Annotated in this window: 17 protein-coding genes; 6 read left to right on the top strand and 11 right to left on the bottom strand. The window is 69.8% G+C overall.

What is annotated here, in order from left to right; all coding sequences use genetic code 11:
• Positions 1 to 31: 31 nt before the first annotated feature.
• The 6 genes from ASF34_RS21020 to ASF34_RS20995 form a co-directional block, all read right to left on the bottom strand.
• Positions 32 to 1,096, bottom strand: a complete 1,065-nt coding sequence (locus tag ASF34_RS21020) for a DNA polymerase III subunit delta' (protein ID WP_056164302.1) — start codon at positions 1,094 to 1,096, stop codon at positions 32 to 34.
• Complete coding sequence (tmk, locus tag ASF34_RS21015; protein WP_056164299.1) at positions 1,086 to 1,790, bottom strand: dTMP kinase; 705 nt, start codon at positions 1,788 to 1,790, stop codon at positions 1,086 to 1,088. Before tmk ends, ASF34_RS21020 begins: the two co-directional genes overlap by 11 nt.
• A complete protein-coding gene (locus tag ASF34_RS21010; RefSeq protein WP_018043553.1) occupies positions 1,787 to 3,046 on the bottom strand; it encodes a D-alanyl-D-alanine carboxypeptidase family protein in 1,260 nt (419 codons plus the stop codon). The genes tmk and ASF34_RS21010 overlap by 4 nt, the downstream gene beginning before the upstream one ends.
• Positions 3,047 to 3,220: 174 nt before the next feature.
• On the bottom strand, positions 3,221 to 4,660 hold the full coding sequence (locus ASF34_RS21005; protein ID WP_056164296.1) for a septal ring lytic transglycosylase RlpA family protein: 1,440 nt from the start codon (positions 4,658 to 4,660) through the stop codon (positions 3,221 to 3,223).
• 395 nt (positions 4,661 to 5,055) lie between these two features.
• The gene (locus tag ASF34_RS21000; protein ID WP_056149449.1) at positions 5,056 to 5,361 is read right to left on the bottom strand and encodes a ribbon-helix-helix domain-containing protein; all 306 of its coding nucleotides are present in this window, start codon (positions 5,359 to 5,361) and stop codon (positions 5,056 to 5,058) included.
• Positions 5,345 to 5,983 carry a ParA family protein gene (locus ASF34_RS20995; RefSeq protein ID WP_056149447.1) on the bottom strand — a complete coding sequence of 213 codons (639 nt, stop codon included), beginning with the start codon at positions 5,981 to 5,983 and terminating at the stop codon, positions 5,345 to 5,347. The genes ASF34_RS21000 and ASF34_RS20995 overlap by 17 nt, the downstream gene beginning before the upstream one ends.
• A 474-nt stretch (positions 5,984 to 6,457) precedes the next feature.
• Here ASF34_RS20995 and ASF34_RS20990 point away from each other — a divergent pair, with 474 nt between their 5' ends.
• Positions 6,458 to 7,036, top strand: coding sequence for a hypothetical protein (locus ASF34_RS20990; RefSeq protein WP_056164293.1), 579 nt, complete (start codon positions 6,458 to 6,460; stop codon positions 7,034 to 7,036).
• Positions 7,037 to 7,051: 15 nt separating this feature from the next.
• On the opposite strand, the gene cobF is transcribed toward ASF34_RS20990, so the two are convergent.
• Positions 7,052 to 7,810, bottom strand: a complete 759-nt coding sequence (cobF, locus tag ASF34_RS20985) for a precorrin-6A synthase (deacetylating) (protein WP_056164289.1) — start codon at positions 7,808 to 7,810, stop codon at positions 7,052 to 7,054.
• Positions 7,811 to 7,852: 42 nt separating this feature from the next.
• Between cobF and ASF34_RS20980 the strand changes: the two genes are divergently transcribed.
• From ASF34_RS20980 to copM, 4 genes are all read left to right on the top strand, one after another.
• Entirely contained in the window at positions 7,853 to 8,314 is a 462-nt protein-coding gene (locus tag ASF34_RS20980; RefSeq protein ID WP_056164286.1) for a hypothetical protein, read from the top strand.
• 86 nt (positions 8,315 to 8,400) lie between these two features.
• Positions 8,401 to 10,089, top strand: coding sequence for an efflux RND transporter periplasmic adaptor subunit (locus tag ASF34_RS20975; protein ID WP_056164283.1), 1,689 nt, complete (start codon positions 8,401 to 8,403; stop codon positions 10,087 to 10,089).
• A 12-nt stretch (positions 10,090 to 10,101) separates the two neighbouring features.
• A complete protein-coding gene (locus ASF34_RS20970) occupies positions 10,102 to 13,242 on the top strand; it encodes an efflux RND transporter permease subunit (protein WP_056164279.1) in 3,141 nt (1,046 codons plus the stop codon).
• 15 nt (positions 13,243 to 13,257) lie between these two features.
• On the top strand, positions 13,258 to 13,683 hold the full coding sequence (copM, locus tag ASF34_RS20965) for a CopM family metallochaperone (RefSeq protein WP_056164276.1): 426 nt from the start codon (positions 13,258 to 13,260) through the stop codon (positions 13,681 to 13,683).
• Between the two features lie 92 nt (positions 13,684 to 13,775).
• Here copM and ASF34_RS20960 read toward each other — a convergent pair whose 3' ends face one another.
• The 4 genes from ASF34_RS20960 to ASF34_RS20945 all read right to left on the bottom strand — a co-directional run bounded on the left by ASF34_RS20960 (position 13,776) and on the right by ASF34_RS20945 (position 17,599).
• A complete protein-coding gene (locus tag ASF34_RS20960) occupies positions 13,776 to 15,320 on the bottom strand; it encodes a M10 family metallopeptidase C-terminal domain-containing protein (RefSeq protein WP_056164274.1) in 1,545 nt (514 codons plus the stop codon).
• 179 nt (positions 15,321 to 15,499) lie between these two features.
• Positions 15,500 to 16,297, bottom strand: a complete 798-nt coding sequence (gene otnI / locus ASF34_RS20955) for a 2-oxo-tetronate isomerase (protein WP_056164270.1) — start codon at positions 16,295 to 16,297, stop codon at positions 15,500 to 15,502.
• Between the two features lie 40 nt (positions 16,298 to 16,337).
• Positions 16,338 to 17,051, bottom strand: coding sequence for an anti-sigma factor (locus ASF34_RS20950; protein WP_200913344.1), 714 nt, complete (start codon positions 17,049 to 17,051; stop codon positions 16,338 to 16,340).
• Positions 17,048 to 17,599 (bottom strand): sigma-70 family RNA polymerase sigma factor, encoded by a 552-nt coding sequence (locus ASF34_RS20945; RefSeq protein ID WP_018043540.1) that lies wholly within the window; start codon positions 17,597 to 17,599, stop codon positions 17,048 to 17,050. The genes ASF34_RS20950 and ASF34_RS20945 overlap by 4 nt, the downstream gene beginning before the upstream one ends.
• Positions 17,600 to 17,869: 270 nt before the next feature.
• Between ASF34_RS20945 and ASF34_RS20940 the strand changes: the two genes are divergently transcribed.
• Positions 17,870 to 18,844 (top strand): S1C family serine protease, encoded by a 975-nt coding sequence (locus ASF34_RS20940; RefSeq protein ID WP_018043539.1) that lies wholly within the window; start codon positions 17,870 to 17,872, stop codon positions 18,842 to 18,844.
• The last annotated feature ends 13 nt before the right edge of the window (positions 18,845 to 18,857 follow it).

The raw sequence follows: 18,857 nt of genomic DNA, 5'->3' as shown, positions 1-18,857 counted from the left end.
CGCGGTTCATCGGATCACAGGACGAGCCTGCTCATGTCCCGGCGCGCACGGCTCCCGCAAGGTCGCCGAACAGCGAGAGGATCAGCGGCCGGCGGTCGAGATTGTAGGTCGCGGCCTCCCGGGCGGCGCGGGCGATCTTGTCACACACCTCCACCAGGGCCGCAAGGCGAGCGGGGGGCTCGTGGCGGCGGCGGTCGAGTTCCGACGAGACGAAGCGGAACACCGTGTCGAGGCTCGCGGCGAAATGCTCGTCCGCGTCCCGGCCGGAGAGTTTCTCGGCCAGTGCCAGTATGCGGCGCCAATCGGGATGGTCGAGGCGCGACAGCAGGGTCTCCATTTCGCCGACGAGGTTGGATGTCGCCGGATCGAGCATGGCGAAGCCCTGCGCCACCGAGCCCTCGGACAGTGCGGCGGCGCGGGCCAGGGCTTCCGGGTCCGGCCGCACGAAGGGGGGAGGGAAGCTCTCCAGCACCCGAGCCACCTCCCCCTCCCCCAGGGGGCGCAGGTTGAGCGCCCGGCAGCGCGAGCGGATCGTCGGCAACAGCCGGCCCGGCGCGTGGCTGACGATCAGGAACAGGCAGCGGGGCGGCGGCTCCTCCACCATCTTGAGCAGGGCATTGGCGCTGTTGGCGTTGAGATCCTCGGCGCTGTCGACGATGCAGATGCGGTAGCCGTCATTGCCTGCCGTCGAGCCGAACAGGTCGAGGGCATGGCGCGCGGCATCGACCGAGATCTTGGTCGCGAGCGTCTTGGCATTGTGCGGCCGGGTCCGGCGCAGGGCCACGAGGTTGGGGTGCGACAACGCCGCCACCTGCCGCGCCGCCGGATGCGAGGGATCGACCGCGAGGGTGTCCGGGACGTGGCCGGGGCGCGGGTTGGCGATCAGCCAGCGCGCCACCCGATAGGCCAGGGTCGCCTTCCCGATGCCGCGCGGGCCGCCGATGAGCCAGGCATGGTGCAGGCGGCCGGAACCGATCCCCTCGATGAAGGCGGCCTCCGCCTCCGCATGGCCGACGAGACCGGCCTGCTCGCGCGGGCGGGGGATGTCGGCGAGATCGCCGGGCTCGACGTCCTCGGGCGCGCGTTCAGGCCGCATCGTCGGCAGCCTCCGGGCGGGAGAGAAGGCCGGGCAGGCGGGCGGCGAGGGCGGCCGCGATCGCCTCTTCCACCGCATCGGGGGGGAGGCCGGCATCGATGACGACGCAGCGCTCCGGCTCCATTGCCGCGATGGCGAGGAACGCCTGCCGCAGGCGGGTGTGGAAGCCCAGCGCCTCCGCCTCGAACCGGTCGGCCGCCTCCCCTGCCCCGGCACGGGCCTTCGCCCTGGCGAGGCCGATGGCGGGGTCGAGGTCGAGGATCAGGGTGAGGTCGGGCGTCATATCTCCGACGACGACCCGCTCCAGGGCCGAGAGCAGGGCGGGGTCGAGGCCGCCCGCCGCTCCCTGATAGGCACGGGTCGAATCCGAGAAGCGGTCGCACAGCACGGTCTCGCCGCGGGCGAGGGCCGGGCGGATCAGCGTGTCGAGATGGTCGATGCGGGCGGCGGAGAACAGCAGCGCCTCGGCGAAGGGTCCGTGCCGCTTCACCGTTCCGGCCAGCAGTGCCTCACGGATCGCCTCGGCCTTGACCGAGCCGCCGGGCTCGCGTGTCGTCACCACCGGGGCGGAAGACGCACCACGCAGGCGCGCCGCGAGACGGGCGATCTGGGTCGATTTCCCGGCCCCCTCCCCGCCTTCGAAGGTGATGAACGCCCCGCCCTGCCCGAGCCGCTTGCGGCTTCGGTCGATCACGACTTGGCGCCGGCCTTATCGGTCGCGCCGGCCTTGTCACCCGCGCCGACCTTGTCGAAGGCGCGCCGGAACAGCCCGGTCCCGACCTCCCAGGCCCCGTCGAGGGCGCGCTGCGGAATCGTGCCGGCCGGCACGTCCTCCCCGGCATAGACCGGTAGGTCGAGGGCCTGGGTGTCGCCACGGGTGATGCGCAGGCGGCCCACCTCCCTGCCTTGCTCCACCGGCGCGATCAGCGGCCCCTGATAGACGACGCGGGCGCTGATGCGGTCGCCATTGCCCCGGGGCAGGAGCACCCGCACCGGCTTCTTGGCCACCAGCGGGACGCTGCCCTGCGCCCCGCCGAAGACGGAGGCGTCGGCCACGGTCTCGCCGCTGGCGAAGATCTGCCTCGGCTCGAAGGCGCGAAAACCCCATTCCACCAGCTTGCGCGATTCGCCGGCGCGGTCGCGCGCCGTCTTGAGGCCGCTCACCACCATGATCAGGCGCTGGCCGTTCTGCACCGCCGAGCCGGTGAGGCCGTAGCCCGATTCCTCGAGATATCCGGTCTTGAGCCCGTCGGCGCCGATATCGAGGGTCAGGAGCGGGTTGCGGTTCTGCTGCTTGATCTTGTTCCAAGTGAACTCGCGCTCGGCGAAGATCTTGTAGAGATCGGGGTAGGTGTCGATCAGGTGGATCGCCAGCTTGGCGAGGTCGCGTGCGGTGACTTTCTGGTCCGGCGCGGAATAGCCGGTGGCGTTGCGGAAGGTGGAGCGCGTCAGGCCGATTTCCTTAGCCCGCGCGGTCATCATCCGACCGAAATTCTCCTCCGAGCCGGCGATGCCCTCGCCGATGGCGATGGCCGCGTCGTTGCCCGATTGCACGATCAGGCCGCGCAGCAGGTCGGACAGCTTGATGCGGCTGTTGAGCTGGGCGAACATCGAGGAGCCGCCTCCCCCGGCACCGCCCCGGCGCCAAGCGTCCTCGGTGATCTGGAATTCGCTGTCCATGCTGAGCCGGCCCTGCCGGATCTCGTTGAACACGATCTCCGTGGTCATCAGCTTGGCCATGCTGGCCGGCGAGAACGGTTCGTCGGCCGCCTTTTCGAACAGCACGGAGCCCGAATCCGCGTCGATCAGGATGGCGTGGGGGGCGGATGTCTGGAAGCTCTGGGCCAGGGCGGGAAGGGCGGCGAACCAGCCGATCGCCGACAGGCTCAAGCCGGCCAGTCCGGCCCGAAAGCCGGCGGCCAGATTCGTCCGGTTCGTCGTCGCACGCATCGTTCGCCTCATGCCCGTCGGCTCCGAGGCTTGGCTGATAAGCCCGGTCCGTTCTCGCCCCTGCGAGATGGTATAGCGGATCGCCCGCGAAATCGAACGCAACTTTGCCGATGAGGTCGCGACACGGTGGACCAGACGATGCCGCCGCCCGCACCAATCCCGACCGTTTTCCGGTCAGTTGACCTCGGCGATGCGTGAGCGGCGTGCCTGGGCCGGCTTTGCCGTGGCGGTGGCGACCGCCGGGGCGGGCGACTTGCCGCGCCCGGCCTGGGCGCTGGCGGGCTGGGAGCCGGCGGGGGGCACGGACAGCTTGGCGACGCTGGCCTTGGCCGTTCCCAGAGGGCCCGAGGGAGGCGAAACCGGACGCAGGTTCGCCACCGCGGCATGGCCCGTCGCGGAGCGTGCCGGGGTCGCGGCGCCCGCCGTCTTCACGACCGTGCCGCGTGCGGGGGCCGAAGCGGCGGCCATCCGCTGCGGTGCCGCCGTGACCGGCGACAGGGCGAGTTTCGTCTTCGGAGCGGAGGTCTCCACTTTGGCCTGAAGCGACTTCGCGTCCTTGGGCGTCCCGGCGCCGTGCTTCGATGCCGGGGCATGGGTGGGGCCGGCGCTCGAGGCGAGGCGCACCGGTGCCGGGGGCGGCGGTACGGCCCCCTTCGCCTTCGGCCCCGCATGGGCCATCTGCATGGCGGGAACCTGGAGAGCGGGAGCCGTGCGATCCGGCATGGTCGGCCGGAACCCGTGTGACCGGGACGCGGTGGGCTGCAGGGCCGCCGGCACGGCGACGCTGGAGCCGCCCGCCACCAGGACCGGCGCGGGCCGGACGGGACGCGGCGCGGGAGCGGCGTCGTCCTCGTCGGCCGCAGGCTTGAAGGCCAGGGCGGGACGCTGCGCGCGCGTCAGACGCTCCGGTTCGGCATCGGGTCCGAGATCGGCCATCATCACCGGCGAGCCGCCACCGACGCGGGCGGGCGCGCCATCGGTGCGCAGGGTCGCCATCAGCTTGCGGTCGTCGCTGCCGGCGGTGGAGGCCTTACCGACATACTCCACCCTCACCTTGGCGGTGCCGCTGCGATGGAATTCCAGGGCCTGGGCCACCTCCTCCGACACGTCCATGAGGCGGTTGGCGTGATAGGGGCCGCGATCGTTGACGCGCACGATCATCGAGTGGCGATTGGCGAGGTTGGTCACCCGGACGTAGCTCGGCAGCGGCAGGGTCGGGTGGGCGGCCGCGATGGAATGGCGGTCGAACACCTCGCCATTGGCGGTCATCCGGCCGTGGAAGGCGCTGCCGTACCAGGAGGCCAGGCCCTCGCGGACATACCCTCTGGCATCGTCGCGGGGCACGTAGGTGCGGCCGGCCACCACGTAGGGCTTTCCCGAGAAGCGGCGGCCGCCTCCCTTGGGGATGGTGTCGCCCTCGTTATAGAGGCGCGGGCTGGCCTTCACGCCGTATTTCGGATCGTAGGACGATCCGGAAGAGCCGGCCGGGCCAGCGAGTTTCTGGGTGTTCTGCGCGCAATTCGCGGTGGTCAGTGCCACCACGGACACGGCGAGGAGGCGCAGCAGCGGTACGCCCGCCGTTGGAGCCAATCCGGCCTTCGTCGAACGCGCCATACCGAACCGCCCAGCACTCTTACGCTCTCGAAACGCCATACAGGGCTGAGGAACGGAAGAGCGATCCGGTCCGGCCGTCGAAGGCCGCCCGGAAAGAGCGGGCTTCGATTGCACAGACAATTGTCGGGTTGACGTAAAGGAAACCTGAACGCTGCGGATGGGGCTCCGATTCGCCACCCATGGCTCATCCGTCGAACGAGGGCCCGGCCCTATCGGATTGCGGGATCGAAAGAAATTGCTGTTCCGAGGATGTGGATATCATGCTCCGGATCCGTCCTCCCGACCCATTGGGAAGAGATGTCGCGAGCTGATGCAGGACGTGAGATTTCAGGTGCAAGGCTCTGACAAAAAACGATTTTCTCCTGTCAATCGTCGATATCGACAGGAGAGGGCCGTCAGCGGTGGTTGGTCTCGTTCAGCCGCTCGATCGGCATGGTTCCCCGCTGTTTGAACAGGAGGTCGAGGGCTTCGAGCATGAGCGCGTGCATCTTGGTGCGCTCGGTATGGGCGAGGTCGCGGAGCTGGTCGTAGACCGGTGGCTCCAGATAGACCGACATCTGTCGGGCACGCTCCTTCAAGGTGCTCGGGGCCTTGCGGACGGGAACGTGGCCCGTATCGAGCTGGACGATGTCGGCGCTCCTGGCCGGGGGAACGCTTCCCGCGACGATGGAGGCGAGGCTCGGCCTAGGCGGCTTTGGCATGCTTGGCGACCTGCATCCGCTTCTCGATCCACGTCCAGAGCCTGCGCACTTCGCCGGCGGCCTGGCCCTTGGGGTTGAATTCGGTGACACCCTGACCGACGCCGATCGCGTCCTGGTGATCGGTGCGCGCGACGATGTTGACGTCCGGCAGGATGCCCAGCACGGCCAGGCCATCGGCCGCGTCGCGGATCCGGTAGGAGCGCGGCGGGGTCTGGTTCAGCACGAAGGCGAACTTCTTCTCCAGGCGGTAGACCGCGGCCAGGGTCGGCTTGAACGCGCGCAGGTCCGCCGGGGTGGGGCGGCAGGGGATGATGCAGAGATCGGCCGCGCGGATCGCCGAGAGCGTGCCTGTGGAATCGACGCCCGGCGTATCGATGAAGACGTAATCGTAGGAGGAGTCGCGCAGCTGGGCCATGACGGCCTCGATCTGTGACGCATCGATCTGCGCGACTTCCGGCCCATCCACCGTGCGGTGGTCGAGCCAGTCGCTGATCGTCGCCTGACGATCCATTTCGAGGATGCAGACCGACAGGCCGCGCTCCTGCGCCGCGACGGCCAGTGAGATGCACAGCGTGCTTTTCCCACTCCCCCCCTTCTGGGTGACGAAGGTGATGGCTTTCATACGGGAGCCCTTCTCGCGTCCTGAGATGTCGCCTCCTGCCGTGCCGGGACGATCCCTCGGCCCAAAAGCCGATCGAATCCCCTGCCTCGGATGGTCACCGGTCGGGCTCGCAGCCGCCGTCCCGTGACACCAGGATGCCCTGATCCCGGTTTTGGCCCGTCATGGTTAACCAGTGGTTAAGGGCGGGGCCGGGGATCGGCGCGTGCCGTGAACCGGGGATCGAGATCGCGACGAACGATGCCGCCTGCGTTCGACCCCAGGGCCTCAGATCAATCTCAGGTTGCCAAAAATTCCCGCAGGGCGTGTCTTGCCCTTCCAATAGGAGGCTTCGACGTTTAGGTTGCCGCTGACATCGCGGGTCGACGGGAATTATCAACTTCAGGTAAATTCGATGCGAGGGCGATCCCTGCCTCGTGTCGATCCGCGGTCACACGTTTCGTCCCCAGCGATCCGCCGCGGCGGCCCAGGAGATCCATGCCTGCGCGCACGAGCCTTCTCTCCGGTGACACGGACGGAATCCTGGCGGCACTCGACGCGTCGGGCGTCGTGGGCGTCTGGTCCCACGACGTCTGGGCCGGCCGGATCGTCGTCTCGGACTCCCTCGCGGACGTACTCGGTCTCGTTCGGGAAGCGGCGGGCGTGAGTCTCGACGCATTCCTGGCGACGATTCTCGCCGAGGACCGGCTTCGCGTGGAGAACGCCCTGCATGCCGCCGTCGAGGCGGGCGGCCCGTTCGAGATCGCGTTCCGGACGGTTCGAGGCGAACGCCGGCTCGGCTTGCGCGGACGGATCGACCGGGGCGAGGCCACCGGGCGGGCGAGAGGCCTCGGCATCGCCATCGATCGCAGCGAAGACGGGGCAAGTCTTCACCAACCCGCCCTGCACGCAGAGGCTGCGGCCAACCGCATGGCGGAACACGCCATCGCCCTGCACGACCTCGCGGCCGACCTCCACCAGCCGAGACTGGCCGCGGTTCTCGACTGCCTGATGCGGGAGATCGCCTTCACCCTGGCCGGCCACCTCGGGGGAGCACGGCGTCCGCGCGAACATTGAGGGCGAGGATCCGGCTCAATCCGCGGGCCTGCGCAGGAGGTAGATGTCCATGATCCAGCCGTGGCGCGCCCTCGCCTCGGTCCGGAGTCGCCGGATCTCGCCGGCGACGTCGCCGAGGCGGCCCGACAGGGTGATCTCGTCGTCGCTCCCGAGATAGGCGCCCCAATAGATCGTCAGGTCCGGGTCGAGATGGGCGAAGGTCGGGTCGCCGTCGAGCATCACCACGGTGGTGTCGGCCTCGGCGGACAATCCTCCGGCGATCTGGCGCCCGGTTGTGATCTGCACCGGCGCACCGATGCGGTTGAGGGCGATGCGGTGGCTCGCCGCCAGGGCCTGAACGCTGGTGATGCCGGGAATCACCCGATGGTCGAAGGCGAGGCGCCCCCGCGCCGCGATCCGGTCGATGATCCGCAGGGTGCTGTCGTAGAGCGAGGGATCGCCCCAGACCAGGAAGGCGCCGGTGCCGTCCTCGGGAACCTCGCGCGCGATCATCGCCTCGTAGAGAGCCGCGCGGGCGCCGTGCCAATCCTCCACGGCGACGCCGTAATCGGCCGGATTCCGGTCCCGCTCCGGGTCCTGCGCCTCGACGATGCGGTAGGGGCGGTCCTCGATGTAGCGCTCGCAGATCTCCCGGCGCAGGGCGACGAGGTCGGCCTTCTCTCCTCCCTTGTCGAGGACGAAGACCACGTCCACCGTGTTCAAGGCCCGGATCGCCTGGATCGTGACGTGCTCCGGATTGCCGGTGCCGATGCCGATCACGAGGATCTGTCTCACGCGTCTAGCCTTCCGAGTTGCGATCGGCCCTGTCGCGGGCGCATGCCCTATGCTACGCTCTTCGCCGACATGAAACCCATCCGGCGCAATCTGGACCGGAGCCTCGCGCTCTGGCTGATGACGGTGATCCTCGCGATCGCCGGCTTCGGCATGTCGTCGCCCGCGAGTGCCCATACGGGCCATGGGCACGATGGCGGCGCTCCTGTCGCATGGGTCCAGGCCCCGGCTTCCTTCGACTCCCTGGCCGTCCGGGCGGATGCCGCCACCCCCGGCATGCAGGAGATCGTCTCTGTCCTGCGGGCGGAACCCCATCTCGGCTGTGCCGGACCCTGCTGCACCGGTCCTTGCGGAGCCGCCTGCTGCTGCGCCATCGGCCTGGCACCGGCCGACGGGGATATGACGTCCGCAGCCGGCTTGACCGGTCCCGTTCCCGTGGGCGCCATCTCCGCCCGTACGGACGTCGCTCCGGATTCTCCGTCCGAACCGCCGAGACCCTTCGCCTGACGTAACGACGGCGTTCCGCGCCCGGCTGCCTGACGGCGCCGCGTGGAAAGCCGTCCCTGCTTCATCGGCGTCGAGGTTCTTCCATCATGTCCATCGTTTTCCCGGCAGCCCTGCGCCTCGTCGCGGCGTGCGCCATCGCCTGGGCGGCCCTGTCCGGCGCGGTCCTGTCCCATGAGGGCCATTCCCACGGAGACGAGGCACCTGCCCTGCCCGTCGCGGCGGCCGCACCCCGGGCCGAGGCGAAGTCGGAGCGCTACGAACTCGTCGCCACCGTGCAGGGCCACGATCTTGTCTTCTATCTCGACGCATTCGAGACCAACACGCCGGTCACCGACGCCACCCTCGCCCTCTCGACGCCGGACGGACGCAGGAAGGCGGAACTCCAGACCGATGGCACCTACCGGCTCCCGGCGCCCTGGCTGGAGGAATCCGAGCACCACGACCTCCTCGTCGCGGTGACGGCGGAGGGCAGCACCGACATCCTTTCCCTCGATCTCGACCTGCCGGCCGCCAAAGCCGCGGCGCCGACGTCCGATTCGGCGGCCACCGCTTCCCTGGTCGAGCGCCTGACGCACCAGCCGCCCTCCGTCACTGCCGCCGGAGGCTTCCTCCTCGGCCTCGGCGCCGTCGTCCTGATCCGCCGTCGGCGCACGATTCCCATCGTCGTCGTCCTGGCGGTCACGGCGACGATCGTGCTGGGCAGCGCCGCCCTCGCCCATGAAGGCCACGATGCCGCGCCGGCCGAGGGGGGGATGATGGCGAACCCGCCCTCCGGCGGCGCCGACCGGGCCAAACGCCTGGGCGACGGATCGATCTTCGTGCCCAAATCCCTGCAGCGGCTCCTCGTCCTGCGCACCGCCGTGACGGCGACCCAGAGCGTGGCCCGCACCGTGGCCCTGCCCGGCCGGGTCGTCGCCGACCCCAATGCCAGCGGCGTGGTGCAATCCTCCGTGGGCGGCCGCCTGGCCCCTCCGGCGAACGGCTTCCCGCGCCTCGGAACCCGCGTGACGCGCGGCGAGGTCCTCGCCACCGTCACCCCGCCGGTCCAGGCGGTTGACGTCTCCGACATGCGCCAGCGCCAGGGCGAGCTCGACCAGCAGATCGCGATCCTCGACCGGCGCGTGGTCCGGTTCGAGCGTCTGGCGGGGACCGGCGCCGTGGCGCAGACTCAGCTCGACGATGCCCGTTCCGAGCGCGACGGGCTCAAGGACCGCCGCGCCGCCCTCGACACGGTCCGCGGCTCGCCCGAGGCCCTGGTCGCACCGGTGGACGGGGTCATCGCCGAGGCGAGCGCCACGGCGGGCGCCATGGCCGCCCCCGGCACCGTCGTCTTCCGCATCGTCGATCCGGGCAAACTCTGGGTCGAGGCGCTGAGCTTCGAGGCCCTGTCGCCGGAAGGCTCGGCGACGGCCCGCCTCGGGGACGGGCGCAGCCTTGCCCTGACCTATCGCGGGGCCGGCCTCGCCGACCGCAACCAGGCGGTGCCGGTGCAATTCGCGGTGGCGGGCGAGTCCACCGGCCTTCGGCTCGGACAGTTCGTCACCGTCCACGCCCCCCTGACGGGGGAGCGGAGCGGCCTCGCCGTGCCGCGCTCCGGCATTCTGCGGGCGGAGGGCGGCAGCGTGGTCTACGAGCATGTCGGCGCCGAGCGCTTCGTGGCGCGCAGCGTCCGCACCGATCCCCTCGATGCCGACCGCACGCTCATCGCCGACGGTCTCGAGCCGGGACGGCGCGTCGTCGTCCAGGGCGCCGAACTCCTCGACCAGATCCGCTGAGGAACCGCGAAGATGTTCGGCCTCATCGTCGCGCAATCCCTGCGCAACCGCCTCCTCGTCGTGGCGCTCGCTTTCGCCCTGGTCCTCACCGGCGCGTTCTCCCTCGCGCGCCTGCCCGTCGACGTGCTCCCCGACCTCAACCGGCCCACGGTCACGATCCTGACCGAAGCCGAGGGCTTCGCCCCCACGGAGGTGGAGCAGCGGGTGACCTACCCGATCGAGACCCGCATGAACGGCCTGCCCGGCGTCAGCCGGGTGCGCTCGGTCTCCGGCATCGGCCTGTCCATCGTCACGGTGGAGTTCGAGTGGGACACCGACCTGTTCCGGGACCGGCAGTTCGTCAACGAGAGGCTGGCGCTCGCGCGCTCGGAACTGCCGCCCAACGTGGTCCCGCAGATGGGGCCGGTCTCCTCGATCATGGGCGGCATCCTGCTCGTCGCCGTCACCTCGAAGACCGCGACCCCGATGCAGGTGCGCGAGACCGCCGACTTCACCTTGCGCCCGCGCCTGCTCTCGATCCCGGGCGTGGCGCAGGTGATCCCCATCGGCGGCGAGGTGCGCCAGTTCCGGGTCGCCCCCAATCCCGCCGCCATGCGGGCGCTCGGCGTCACCGACGAGGCCCTCGCCCGCGCCCTCCAGAATTACGGCGGCAATGCCGGCGGCGGCTATTCCGAGGCCGGCGGCCGCGAGGTCCTGATCCGCGCGCTCGGCCGCACCACCGATCTCGACGACCTTCGCAATCTCGTCGTCACGACGCCGGGCGGTCCGGTCTACCTGCGGCAGGTCGCCGAGATCGCCTTCGGGGCGCGGCCCAAGCGCGGCGACGGCGGCTTCATGGGTAATCCCGCCGTGGTGGTCTCCATCGAGAAGCAGCCCGGCATCGACACCGTGCGCCTGACCCGCGAGGTCGAGGCGGCGCTCAAGGAGATCGGCCCCTCCCTGCCGCACGGAATCGAGGCCGGCAACGTCCTGTTCCGACAGGCGGACTTCATCGAGACGTCGCTTCGCAACGTGATCACGGTGCTGATCGAGGCCGTGGCCGTGGTGGCCGTGGTGCTGTTTGCCTTCCTGATGAACGTACGGACCACGCTGATCTCGCTCGCCGCCATTCCCGTCTCGATCCTCGCCACCGCCACGGTGTTTTCGCTGCTCGGACTCTCCATCAACACGATGACGCTCGGCGGCCTCGCCATCGCCATCGGAGAGCTGGTGGACGACGCCGTCGTCGATGTGGAGAACATCCTGCGGCGCCTGCGCGACAACCGGGCGGAGGGTTCGCCTCGCAGCACCTTCTCGGTGATCGTGGACGCCTCGAACGAGGTGCGCTCCGGCATCGTCTATGCCACGATCATCATCTGCCTCGTCTTCGTGCCGCTCTTCGCCCTGTCGGGCATCGAGGGCCGGCTCTTCGCGCCGCTCGGCCAAGCCTACATCATCGCCATCCTGTCGAGCCTCGTGGTCTCGCTGACCCTGACGCCCGCCCTCTCCTCCTGGCTGCTTCCCGGCCTCAAGAGCCTCGACCATCCCGAGAGCCGGCTGATCCGCGGCCTCAAGCGCGCCAACGGGCGCCTCGTGGAGACGGCCTTCGCCCATCAGCGCCTCGCCATCGTCTGCGCGATCGCCGCGGTGGTCGCCGCCGGCTATGGCGCGGGACGCTTGCCCCGCGCCTTCCTGCCGACCTTCAACGAGGGCTCGTTCACGGTCACCACCACCTTCACCCCTGGCATCTCGCTCGCCGAATCCGCCCGCGTCGGCGCCATCGCCGAGCGCCTGCTCCTAGACATCCCCGAGGTGGACAAGGTCGGGCGCCGCACGGGCCGCGCCGAACTCGACGAGCATGCCGAGGGCGTCCATTCCACCGATCTGGAGATCCGCCTGAAGCCCGGCGGGCGCGAACGCCCGGCCATCGTCGCCGACATCAGGGGGCGGCTGTCCGTCCTTCCGGTCACGGTGAATGTCGGCCAGCCGATCTCGCACCGGCTCGACCACATGCTCTCCGGTGTCCGGGCCGAGATCGCCCTGAAGCTGTTCGGCGAGGATCTCGACGCGCTGCGCCGCACCGCCGAATCCCTGCGCGAGACCTTGTCCGGCATTCCGGGCGTCGCCGACCTCCAGGTGGAGCGGCAGGTGCGCGTTCCCCAGATCGAGATACGGGTCGATCCGGCCAAGGCGGCGCTCTACGGTGTCTCCCCCGCGACGGTGGTGGAGACGGTGGGGAACCTCGCCAACGGCCGCGTGGTCTCGACCCTGGTGGACGGCCTTCGCCGCTTCGACGTGATCCTGCGCCTGCCCGAGAGCGGCCGCTCCATGACGGCCTTGCGCGAACTCCTCATCGAGACGCCCTCGGGCTGGGTGCCCGCCCACGCCCTGGCCGATATCGCCGAGCGCGACGGTCCCAACCAGATCCAGCGCGAGAACGGCCGCCGCCGCATCGTGGTCCAGGCCAACACCGTGCCGGGCTCGGACGGCTCGAAGGTCGCCGCCGACATCGCGCAGGCGCTGGCCCGGACGACGCTGCCGGAGGGGATCAGCGCGCGCCTCGAAGGCGCGTTCGAGGCACAAGGGGAGGCGACCCGCAGGATCGGCCTCCTCGGACTCGTCTCCTTCGCCCTTGTCTTCGCGCTGTTGGCGAGCCGCTACCGCTCCGGCGTGCTGGCCCTCATCGTCATGGGCAACGTGCCGCTCGCCCTCATCGGCAGCGTCGTCGCCCTCACCATTGCCGGGCTGCCCCTCTCCGTGGCCTCGATGATCGGCTTCGTGACGCTCACCGGCATCGTCGCCCGCAACGGCATCCTGAAGATCAGCCACGTGCTGAATCTCGGCCTCAGCGAAGGGCTGCCCTTCGGCCCGGCCCTGGTGCTGCGGGCGAGCAACGAGCGCCTCGTGCCGGTGTTGATGACGGCGCTCGCCGCCGGCATCGCCCTGGTGCCGCTCCTCCTCGACGGGACCGCGCCGGGCAAGGAGATCCTGCACCCGGTCGCGGTGACGATCTTCGGGGGGCTCATCAGCGCGACCCTGCTCGATGCCGTTCTGACGCCCGTCCTGATGCTGCGCTTCGGCGGCCCCGCCTTCGCTCGATTGCGCGAAGCGCCCGGCGATGAAGCCCCCTCCCCGGTGGCGGGGACCATGCCCTCCCCGCCCGCAACCTTCTGACGACAGGGAACTCCCATGACGAAGACAGCCCTCCCCGCGATCCTGGCCGCGATCCTGGCTCTGCCCCTCGCCTCCCCGGTTCTCGCGGCCGGCGAGCACCGCCACGACGACGGCACCACCCATTCCGACAGCCATGATCACGGTCCGAAGCCCGCCGCGAAGGGCAAGGCCGCCGACACCCCGGCGACGCGCGCCTTCAAGGAGGCGGCGATGCGCATGCATGGCGACATGGAGATCCGCTATTCCGGCAACGTCGACCGCGACTTCGCCGCCGGCATGATCCCGCACCACAAGGGCGCCCTCGCCATGGCCAAGGTCGCGCTTCAGTATTCGAAGGATCCGGAGGTCCGAACCCTGGCCGAGGCCATCGTCAAGGCGCAGGAAGCCGAGATCGCCCAGATGGAGGCGATCCTGAAGCGGACCGATCCCGCCAAGAAGTGAGGCTCCCGGCTCGCTCCTAAACACTGTCGCTCAGGGGAGCCTCCGCTTGTCGTCCCAACGCCGGACCGGTCGCCTCGTCGACGGTGGGAAACCTAGACGACGAGGATATCCTCGAAGGTCAGGAGCACTTTCGTATCGATGACGGCGACGGTGCGGGCGGTGCCCGCGCCGCTCCCGTCGGCATCGTAGGAGAGCGTGCCGGTCGTGGCGTCGTAGAGAACCCGGTCATCCGCATCGGTCGGCCCCGACGAGAGGTCCTTGAACGCGTTCTCCGCGAGGGGGCCGGCGCGAAGGGCCGTGAAGACCTTGCTCGAGAGCGCGACGACATCCTCGGCGACGGAGAAGTCGCGGATGTGATCCGTGTTGCCGGTTCCGGGCCGCGTGCGGAACAGGAAGGTATCCGCCCCCTCCCCGCCGGTGAGGACGTCGTTTCCGGCCCCGCCCGTCAGCATGTTGGCGGCGCCGTTGCCGGTGATCGTATTGGCGACGGAGTTGCCGATGCCATCGACTGCGTTCGAGCCGAAGAGCCTCAGAGCTTCGAGATTCGTGCCGAGGCGGTGGCTGGCCGAACTCAGCACGTGGTCCGTACCGCTCCTGGCCGCCTCCTCGATCGTGTCGCGGCCGTCCGTGACATAGGTGTCGTTCCCGAGCCCACCGCTCATACGGTCGGCCCCCCGTCCGCCGTCCAGCCGGTTGGCGCCGTCGTTGCCGATGAGGATGTCGTCGCCCGCCCCGCCCTTCGCCTTCTCGATGGAGACACCGTTGGCGATGGTCACGCCGCCGGTCAGGGTTTCCGACGTGGAGAGCCAGCCGCCCCCGCCGATCTCGGCTTTCAGGGTCGCGGCGCGCAGGTCGATCTTGGCCGCGCTCGACCCCTCATAGACGATCGTATCGGAGCCGCCCGTGTCCCAGATCGTGGTGTAGCCGCGGTTGGCATCGACATCGTCGCTGAAGCGGTAGACGTCGTTGCCGGTGTTGTGGGCGCGGGCTCCGTAGAGATGCTGCAGGGCCGCGATGTCGATGGCACCGAAGGAGCCCGGCTGGGCGTTGAGCGGCGTATTCTCGTCGTGCTCGGGTGTGAACGGGTTGTCCTCGCCCCAGAACGGGAAGGTGTATCCCATCACCGTGTAGATCTGGGAATTGAGGTTGCCGGTGCCGAAATCGCCCGGCTCGACGACGCCCGGCAGCTTGCCGTTCTCCCCGTCATGGGGGTGGCCGAGCCCCAGGCTGTGGCCGATTTCGTGGATCCAGGTTTCGGAATAGGTGCCGAGGCGGACCACGTCCGCAGCCCCTTTCACGCTCGTCGGGTCGATGCCCACCGCCGTTTCCAGCGAGGTGGTGCCCGGGGCGGGCGTGCCGGATTCGCCGCCTCCGCCGACATCGAGCCGCTGGATCAACTGGGCCCGAGCCACGCTGCCTTCGACGAAATCGACATTCGCGACGCTTGTGACGGTGTCGTAGATCTCCCTGTAGAACGCCTTCCAGTCGCCCTCGGAGAAATCGTCGATCCCGTTCGCATCGATGTCCTGCGCCTTGAACCCGTAGGTCAGGGTCGCGGCGTTCCAGGCGCCGCCGAGGATGAGGCTGTCCACGACGGCGTTCCCCGTCACGCCGACGGGTTTGAAGAGGTCGGCCATCGATTGATCTGTCCCTTGGGGAAAAGCTTCTGGAAGCTTGGCCGTTCGAGCCGGCCGGGGCAGTCCCTAACCACGATGCCGCGTCATAAACAATTGACGGTCCCACACCTCCGCGGCGAACCGTGCCAGGTGAAAGCGGTATGCTTCACCGGGTTCGGGAGGGAAGCGGCCCCACCGCGCTAAATCCGTGCTCGTCCGCTCGCACAGGCGCTCAGCCAGCCGAGCCCATCCTCGGTTCGGCCACGCGGATTGTACTCGCACCCGACCGAGCCCGAATATCCGAGCCGGTCGAGTTCGGCGAAGACGAAGGCGTCGTTCACCTCCCCCGTGCCGGGCTCGTGGCGCGCCGGTACGCTCGCGACCTGGACATGGCCGATCAGCGGCAGGAGTCGGGTCAGCCGCGTGGTGACGTCTCCGTGCAGGATCTGGCAGTGGAAGATGTCGAACTGGAGCGTGAGGTTGGCGAGACCCTCCGCGCGCAGCTCCGCCACGAGATCGGCGGCGGCATCGACATCGTCGAGGAAATAGCCCGGCATGGAGCGGCGGTTGATGGGCTCGATCAGGAGGTCGATGCCATGCTCGGCAAGGCGCCCGGCGGCGTGGCGCAGGGACCGGCGATAAGCTTGCCCGGCTCGGCTGTCGCGCCCGTCGGCCAGGCCCGCCATCATGTGCAGGCGCGGGCAGCCGGTCGCCAGCGCATAGGCGAGCGCCGTCTCGACCCCGGCGGTGGTCTCATCGAAGCGGTCTGGCAGAGCGGCGAGACCGCGCTCACCGGCCATCCAATCGCCGGGCGGCATGTTGAACAGGACGAGGTCGAGCCCGTGCGCGGCGAGGCGCGCGGCGATCGCCTCCGGCGAATGCTCGTAGGGGAACAGGAACTCCACCGACGTGAACCCGGCACGGGACGCGGCCTCGAACCGATCGAGGAAGGCGTGCTCCGTGAAGAGCAGCGTCAGGTTGGCAGCAAAGCGCGGCATGGGAGGGCTCCATGGTGGCGGGGTCCCATCCGGGCCGTCCTCAATCGCGGATCAGCTTGCCCGTATAGACGACGGGGCCGGTGGGCAGGCCGGTGGCCGAGCCGTTCGGCGGCTCCACCGAGACGGCGAAGACGCCCTCGCCGCGCCGCGCGGCCTCGGATCCGGCGGGCAGAGCCAAGCGTGCGGCGTCCTTGCCGATCAGCCCGAGGGATTTCGGCGTCTTGTCGGCTCCCACATACCACAATTCGAGGCTGCGTCCCGCCGGCGCCTCGGCGCCCACCGGGCGTACCCGCGCGGTTCCCGCCGCCGTGTCGATGCTGACGATGAGGGCCGGCGCCTCGCCGCCGCTGCTGACCACGGCGACGTAGCGTGTCTCGCCTTCCACGCCGGGACGGGGGCCGACGGCGATGAACAGGGCGAGCCCGGCGGCCAGGGCTCCGGCGCCCGCCGCTGCCGCCCGCCACAGGCCGAGCTTGCGCGACAGGGCGGTCACGCGGTTGTCGTTCGCCGCCGGAGACGCGGAGGAGCGGTGGGGCAGCGCGCGCAGGATCGCCGGCCACACGCCCTCGCCCGGCTCGATCTCCGGGATGGCGGCGGCGAGGGGCGCCAGCCGGCGCTCCCACTCCCGCACGGCGGCGCGTGCGGCGGGATCGACCGCGAGTTCGAGATCCATGGCGGCGCGCTCGGTGGCGTCGAGCGTGCCGATGACGTATTCGGCGGCGCGCAGGTCGCGCTCGGCGGGGTCCTCGGTCATGCCGGCCCCTCCAGGCAGCCGCGCAGGGCCGCGAGCCCGCGATGCAGCCAGGTCTTGATGGTGTTGACGGGGCGCGCGAACCGCTCGGCCAGCTCTTCCCGCGAATGGCCCTCGCAATAGGCGAGCACGATGCAATCGCGCTGCGTCGCCTCCAGGCGGGACAGGCAGGTGCGAAGGGCGTCGCGCCCGAGAATCGCACCTTCGCTGTCATGCGGATCGGCCAACCGTTCCACCCAATCCTCTCCGTCCTCGCTCACCGGCCCCTGCACCTCGCCCTTGCGCCGAACCCCGTCGATCGCCCGGTTGCGGGCGATGGTGCAGAGCCACGGCAACGGGCGGCCCGCTTCCGGAGAGAACGAACCGGCATTCTGCCAGATGCGCAGGTAGACGTCCTGGAGCACGTCTTCCGCCATACCGCGATCCCGTTGGATACGGAGCACGATGCCGAAAAGTTTCGGAGCGGTGAGATCGTAGAGAGCCCGAAGGGCCTGCTCGTTGCCGGATGCCACGGCCGCGATCAGTCGCGCCAGTGCCGCGTCGTCACGCAAGGGTCGGGGCATCCTCTCGGCACGACATGATACGACCGTTCGATCTGGCGGGAACGTTGCAAGCGAGTCTTAATGGAGCGGACGCGCGCCGGCTACTGCATGGCGCGCGATCGATGGGGATCGGCATCCCTTCTCTCAATGCTGATCTGCGTGCGGCTGGGCGTGGGTGTTCGACGGCGAGCCGGCGACCTATCTCCCGCAGACGGCCGCCGATCCTTCGAGGATGTGGGGCCGCGGAACTCCCAGGCGCAGGACAAGGATACGAGATTCATGACGTCGCACGGAGACTGGAAAATTCCCGCCGCCGTGCAGCCCAAGGCGGGCGATTACGCGTACGACCTCGACAGGGCCCTGTCGGCGATCGTGTCGCTCTCGACACGCATCCCGCCGGAGGCGTTCACCGCCGAGACCCTGGGCACGGAGCGGGCCGGCAACGGCGTGGTGATCCGCGAAGACGGCCTCGTCCTCACCATCGGTTACCTCGTCACCGAGGCGGACAGCGTCTGGATGACGACGCATGACGGACGCTCGGTCCCCGGCCATGTGGTCGGCTTCGACGCCGTCACCGGGTTCGGCCTCGTCCAGGCCCTGGGCGACCTGGCGCTGCCGCCGCTTCCCATCGGACGCTCGGCCAGCCTGAAGATCGGCGACAAGGCGGTGGTGGCCGGAGCCGGCGGACGCACCCGCTGCGTCGCCGCCGAGCTGATCGCGCGACAGGAATTCGCGGGCTATTGGGAATACGTCCTCGACGAGGCCCTGTTCACCGCGCCCTCGCACCCGCATTGGGGCGGCACGGCCCTGATCGGTCCGGCCGGCGACCTCCTCGGCATCGGCTCGCTGCAGCTGCAGCAGGGCGGCGCGGAAGGCCCGAAGGCGATCAATCTGGTTGTTCCCATCGACCTCCTGCCGCCGATCCTCGAGGATCTGACCACTCGCGGGCGCGCGGATCGTCCGACCCGGCCCTGGCTCGGCCTCTATGCCAGCGACAGCGACGGGGCGGTGGTGGTGATGGGGCTCGCCGATGACGGCCCCGCCGAGAGCGCGGATCTGCGCGTGGGCGACGTGCTCGCGGCGGTGGCTGGCGAGCCGGTGGAGGATCTCGCCGGGTTCTTCCGTCAGGTCTGGGCACTGGGCGAGGCGGGGGTGCGGGTGCCGCTCACGATCGAGCGTGACGGGCGTCCGATCAAGCTCGTCGTGACGTCGAGCGACCGCGAGCGTTTCCTGGTCTCGCCGCAGCTGCATTGATCGGGACGGGACG

This window comes from Methylobacterium sp. Leaf106, from assembly GCF_001422895.1.
Lineage (GTDB): Bacteria > Pseudomonadota > Alphaproteobacteria > Rhizobiales > Beijerinckiaceae > Methylobacterium > Methylobacterium bullatum.
Note: the sequence above shows the minus strand (reverse complement) of the source record. Positions and strands in the feature narration are given on the sequence as shown.

Coding starts and splice junctions, on each gene's coding strand:
- ASF34_RS21020 (WP_056164302.1), bottom strand. CDS start 1,096: ATGCGGCCTGAACGCGCGCCCGAGGACGTCGAGCCCGGCGATCTCGCC.
- ASF34_RS21010 (WP_018043553.1), bottom strand. CDS start 3,046: ATGCGTGCGACGACGAACCGGACGAATCTGGCCGCCGGCTTTCGGGCC.
- ASF34_RS21005 (WP_056164296.1), bottom strand. CDS start 4,660: ATGGCGCGTTCGACGAAGGCCGGATTGGCTCCAACGGCGGGCGTACCG.
- ASF34_RS21000 (WP_056149449.1), bottom strand. CDS start 5,361: ATGCCAAAGCCGCCTAGGCCGAGCCTCGCCTCCATCGTCGCGGGAAGC.
- ASF34_RS20995 (WP_056149447.1), bottom strand. CDS start 5,983: ATGAAAGCCATCACCTTCGTCACCCAGAAGGGGGGGAGTGGGAAAAGC.
- ASF34_RS20990 (WP_056164293.1), top strand. CDS start 6,458: ATGCCTGCGCGCACGAGCCTTCTCTCCGGTGACACGGACGGAATCCTG.
- ASF34_RS20980 (WP_056164286.1), top strand. CDS start 7,853: ATGCCCTATGCTACGCTCTTCGCCGACATGAAACCCATCCGGCGCAAT.
- ASF34_RS20975 (WP_056164283.1), top strand. CDS start 8,401: ATGTCCATCGTTTTCCCGGCAGCCCTGCGCCTCGTCGCGGCGTGCGCC.
- ASF34_RS20970 (WP_056164279.1), top strand. CDS start 10,102: ATGTTCGGCCTCATCGTCGCGCAATCCCTGCGCAACCGCCTCCTCGTC.
- copM (WP_056164276.1), top strand. CDS start 13,258: ATGACGAAGACAGCCCTCCCCGCGATCCTGGCCGCGATCCTGGCTCTG.
- ASF34_RS20960 (WP_056164274.1), bottom strand. CDS start 15,320: ATGGCCGACCTCTTCAAACCCGTCGGCGTGACGGGGAACGCCGTCGTG.
- otnI (WP_056164270.1), bottom strand. CDS start 16,297: ATGCCGCGCTTTGCTGCCAACCTGACGCTGCTCTTCACGGAGCACGCC.
- ASF34_RS20950 (WP_200913344.1), bottom strand. CDS start 17,051: ATGACCGAGGACCCCGCCGAGCGCGACCTGCGCGCCGCCGAATACGTC.
- ASF34_RS20940 (WP_018043539.1), top strand. CDS start 17,870: ATGACGTCGCACGGAGACTGGAAAATTCCCGCCGCCGTGCAGCCCAAG.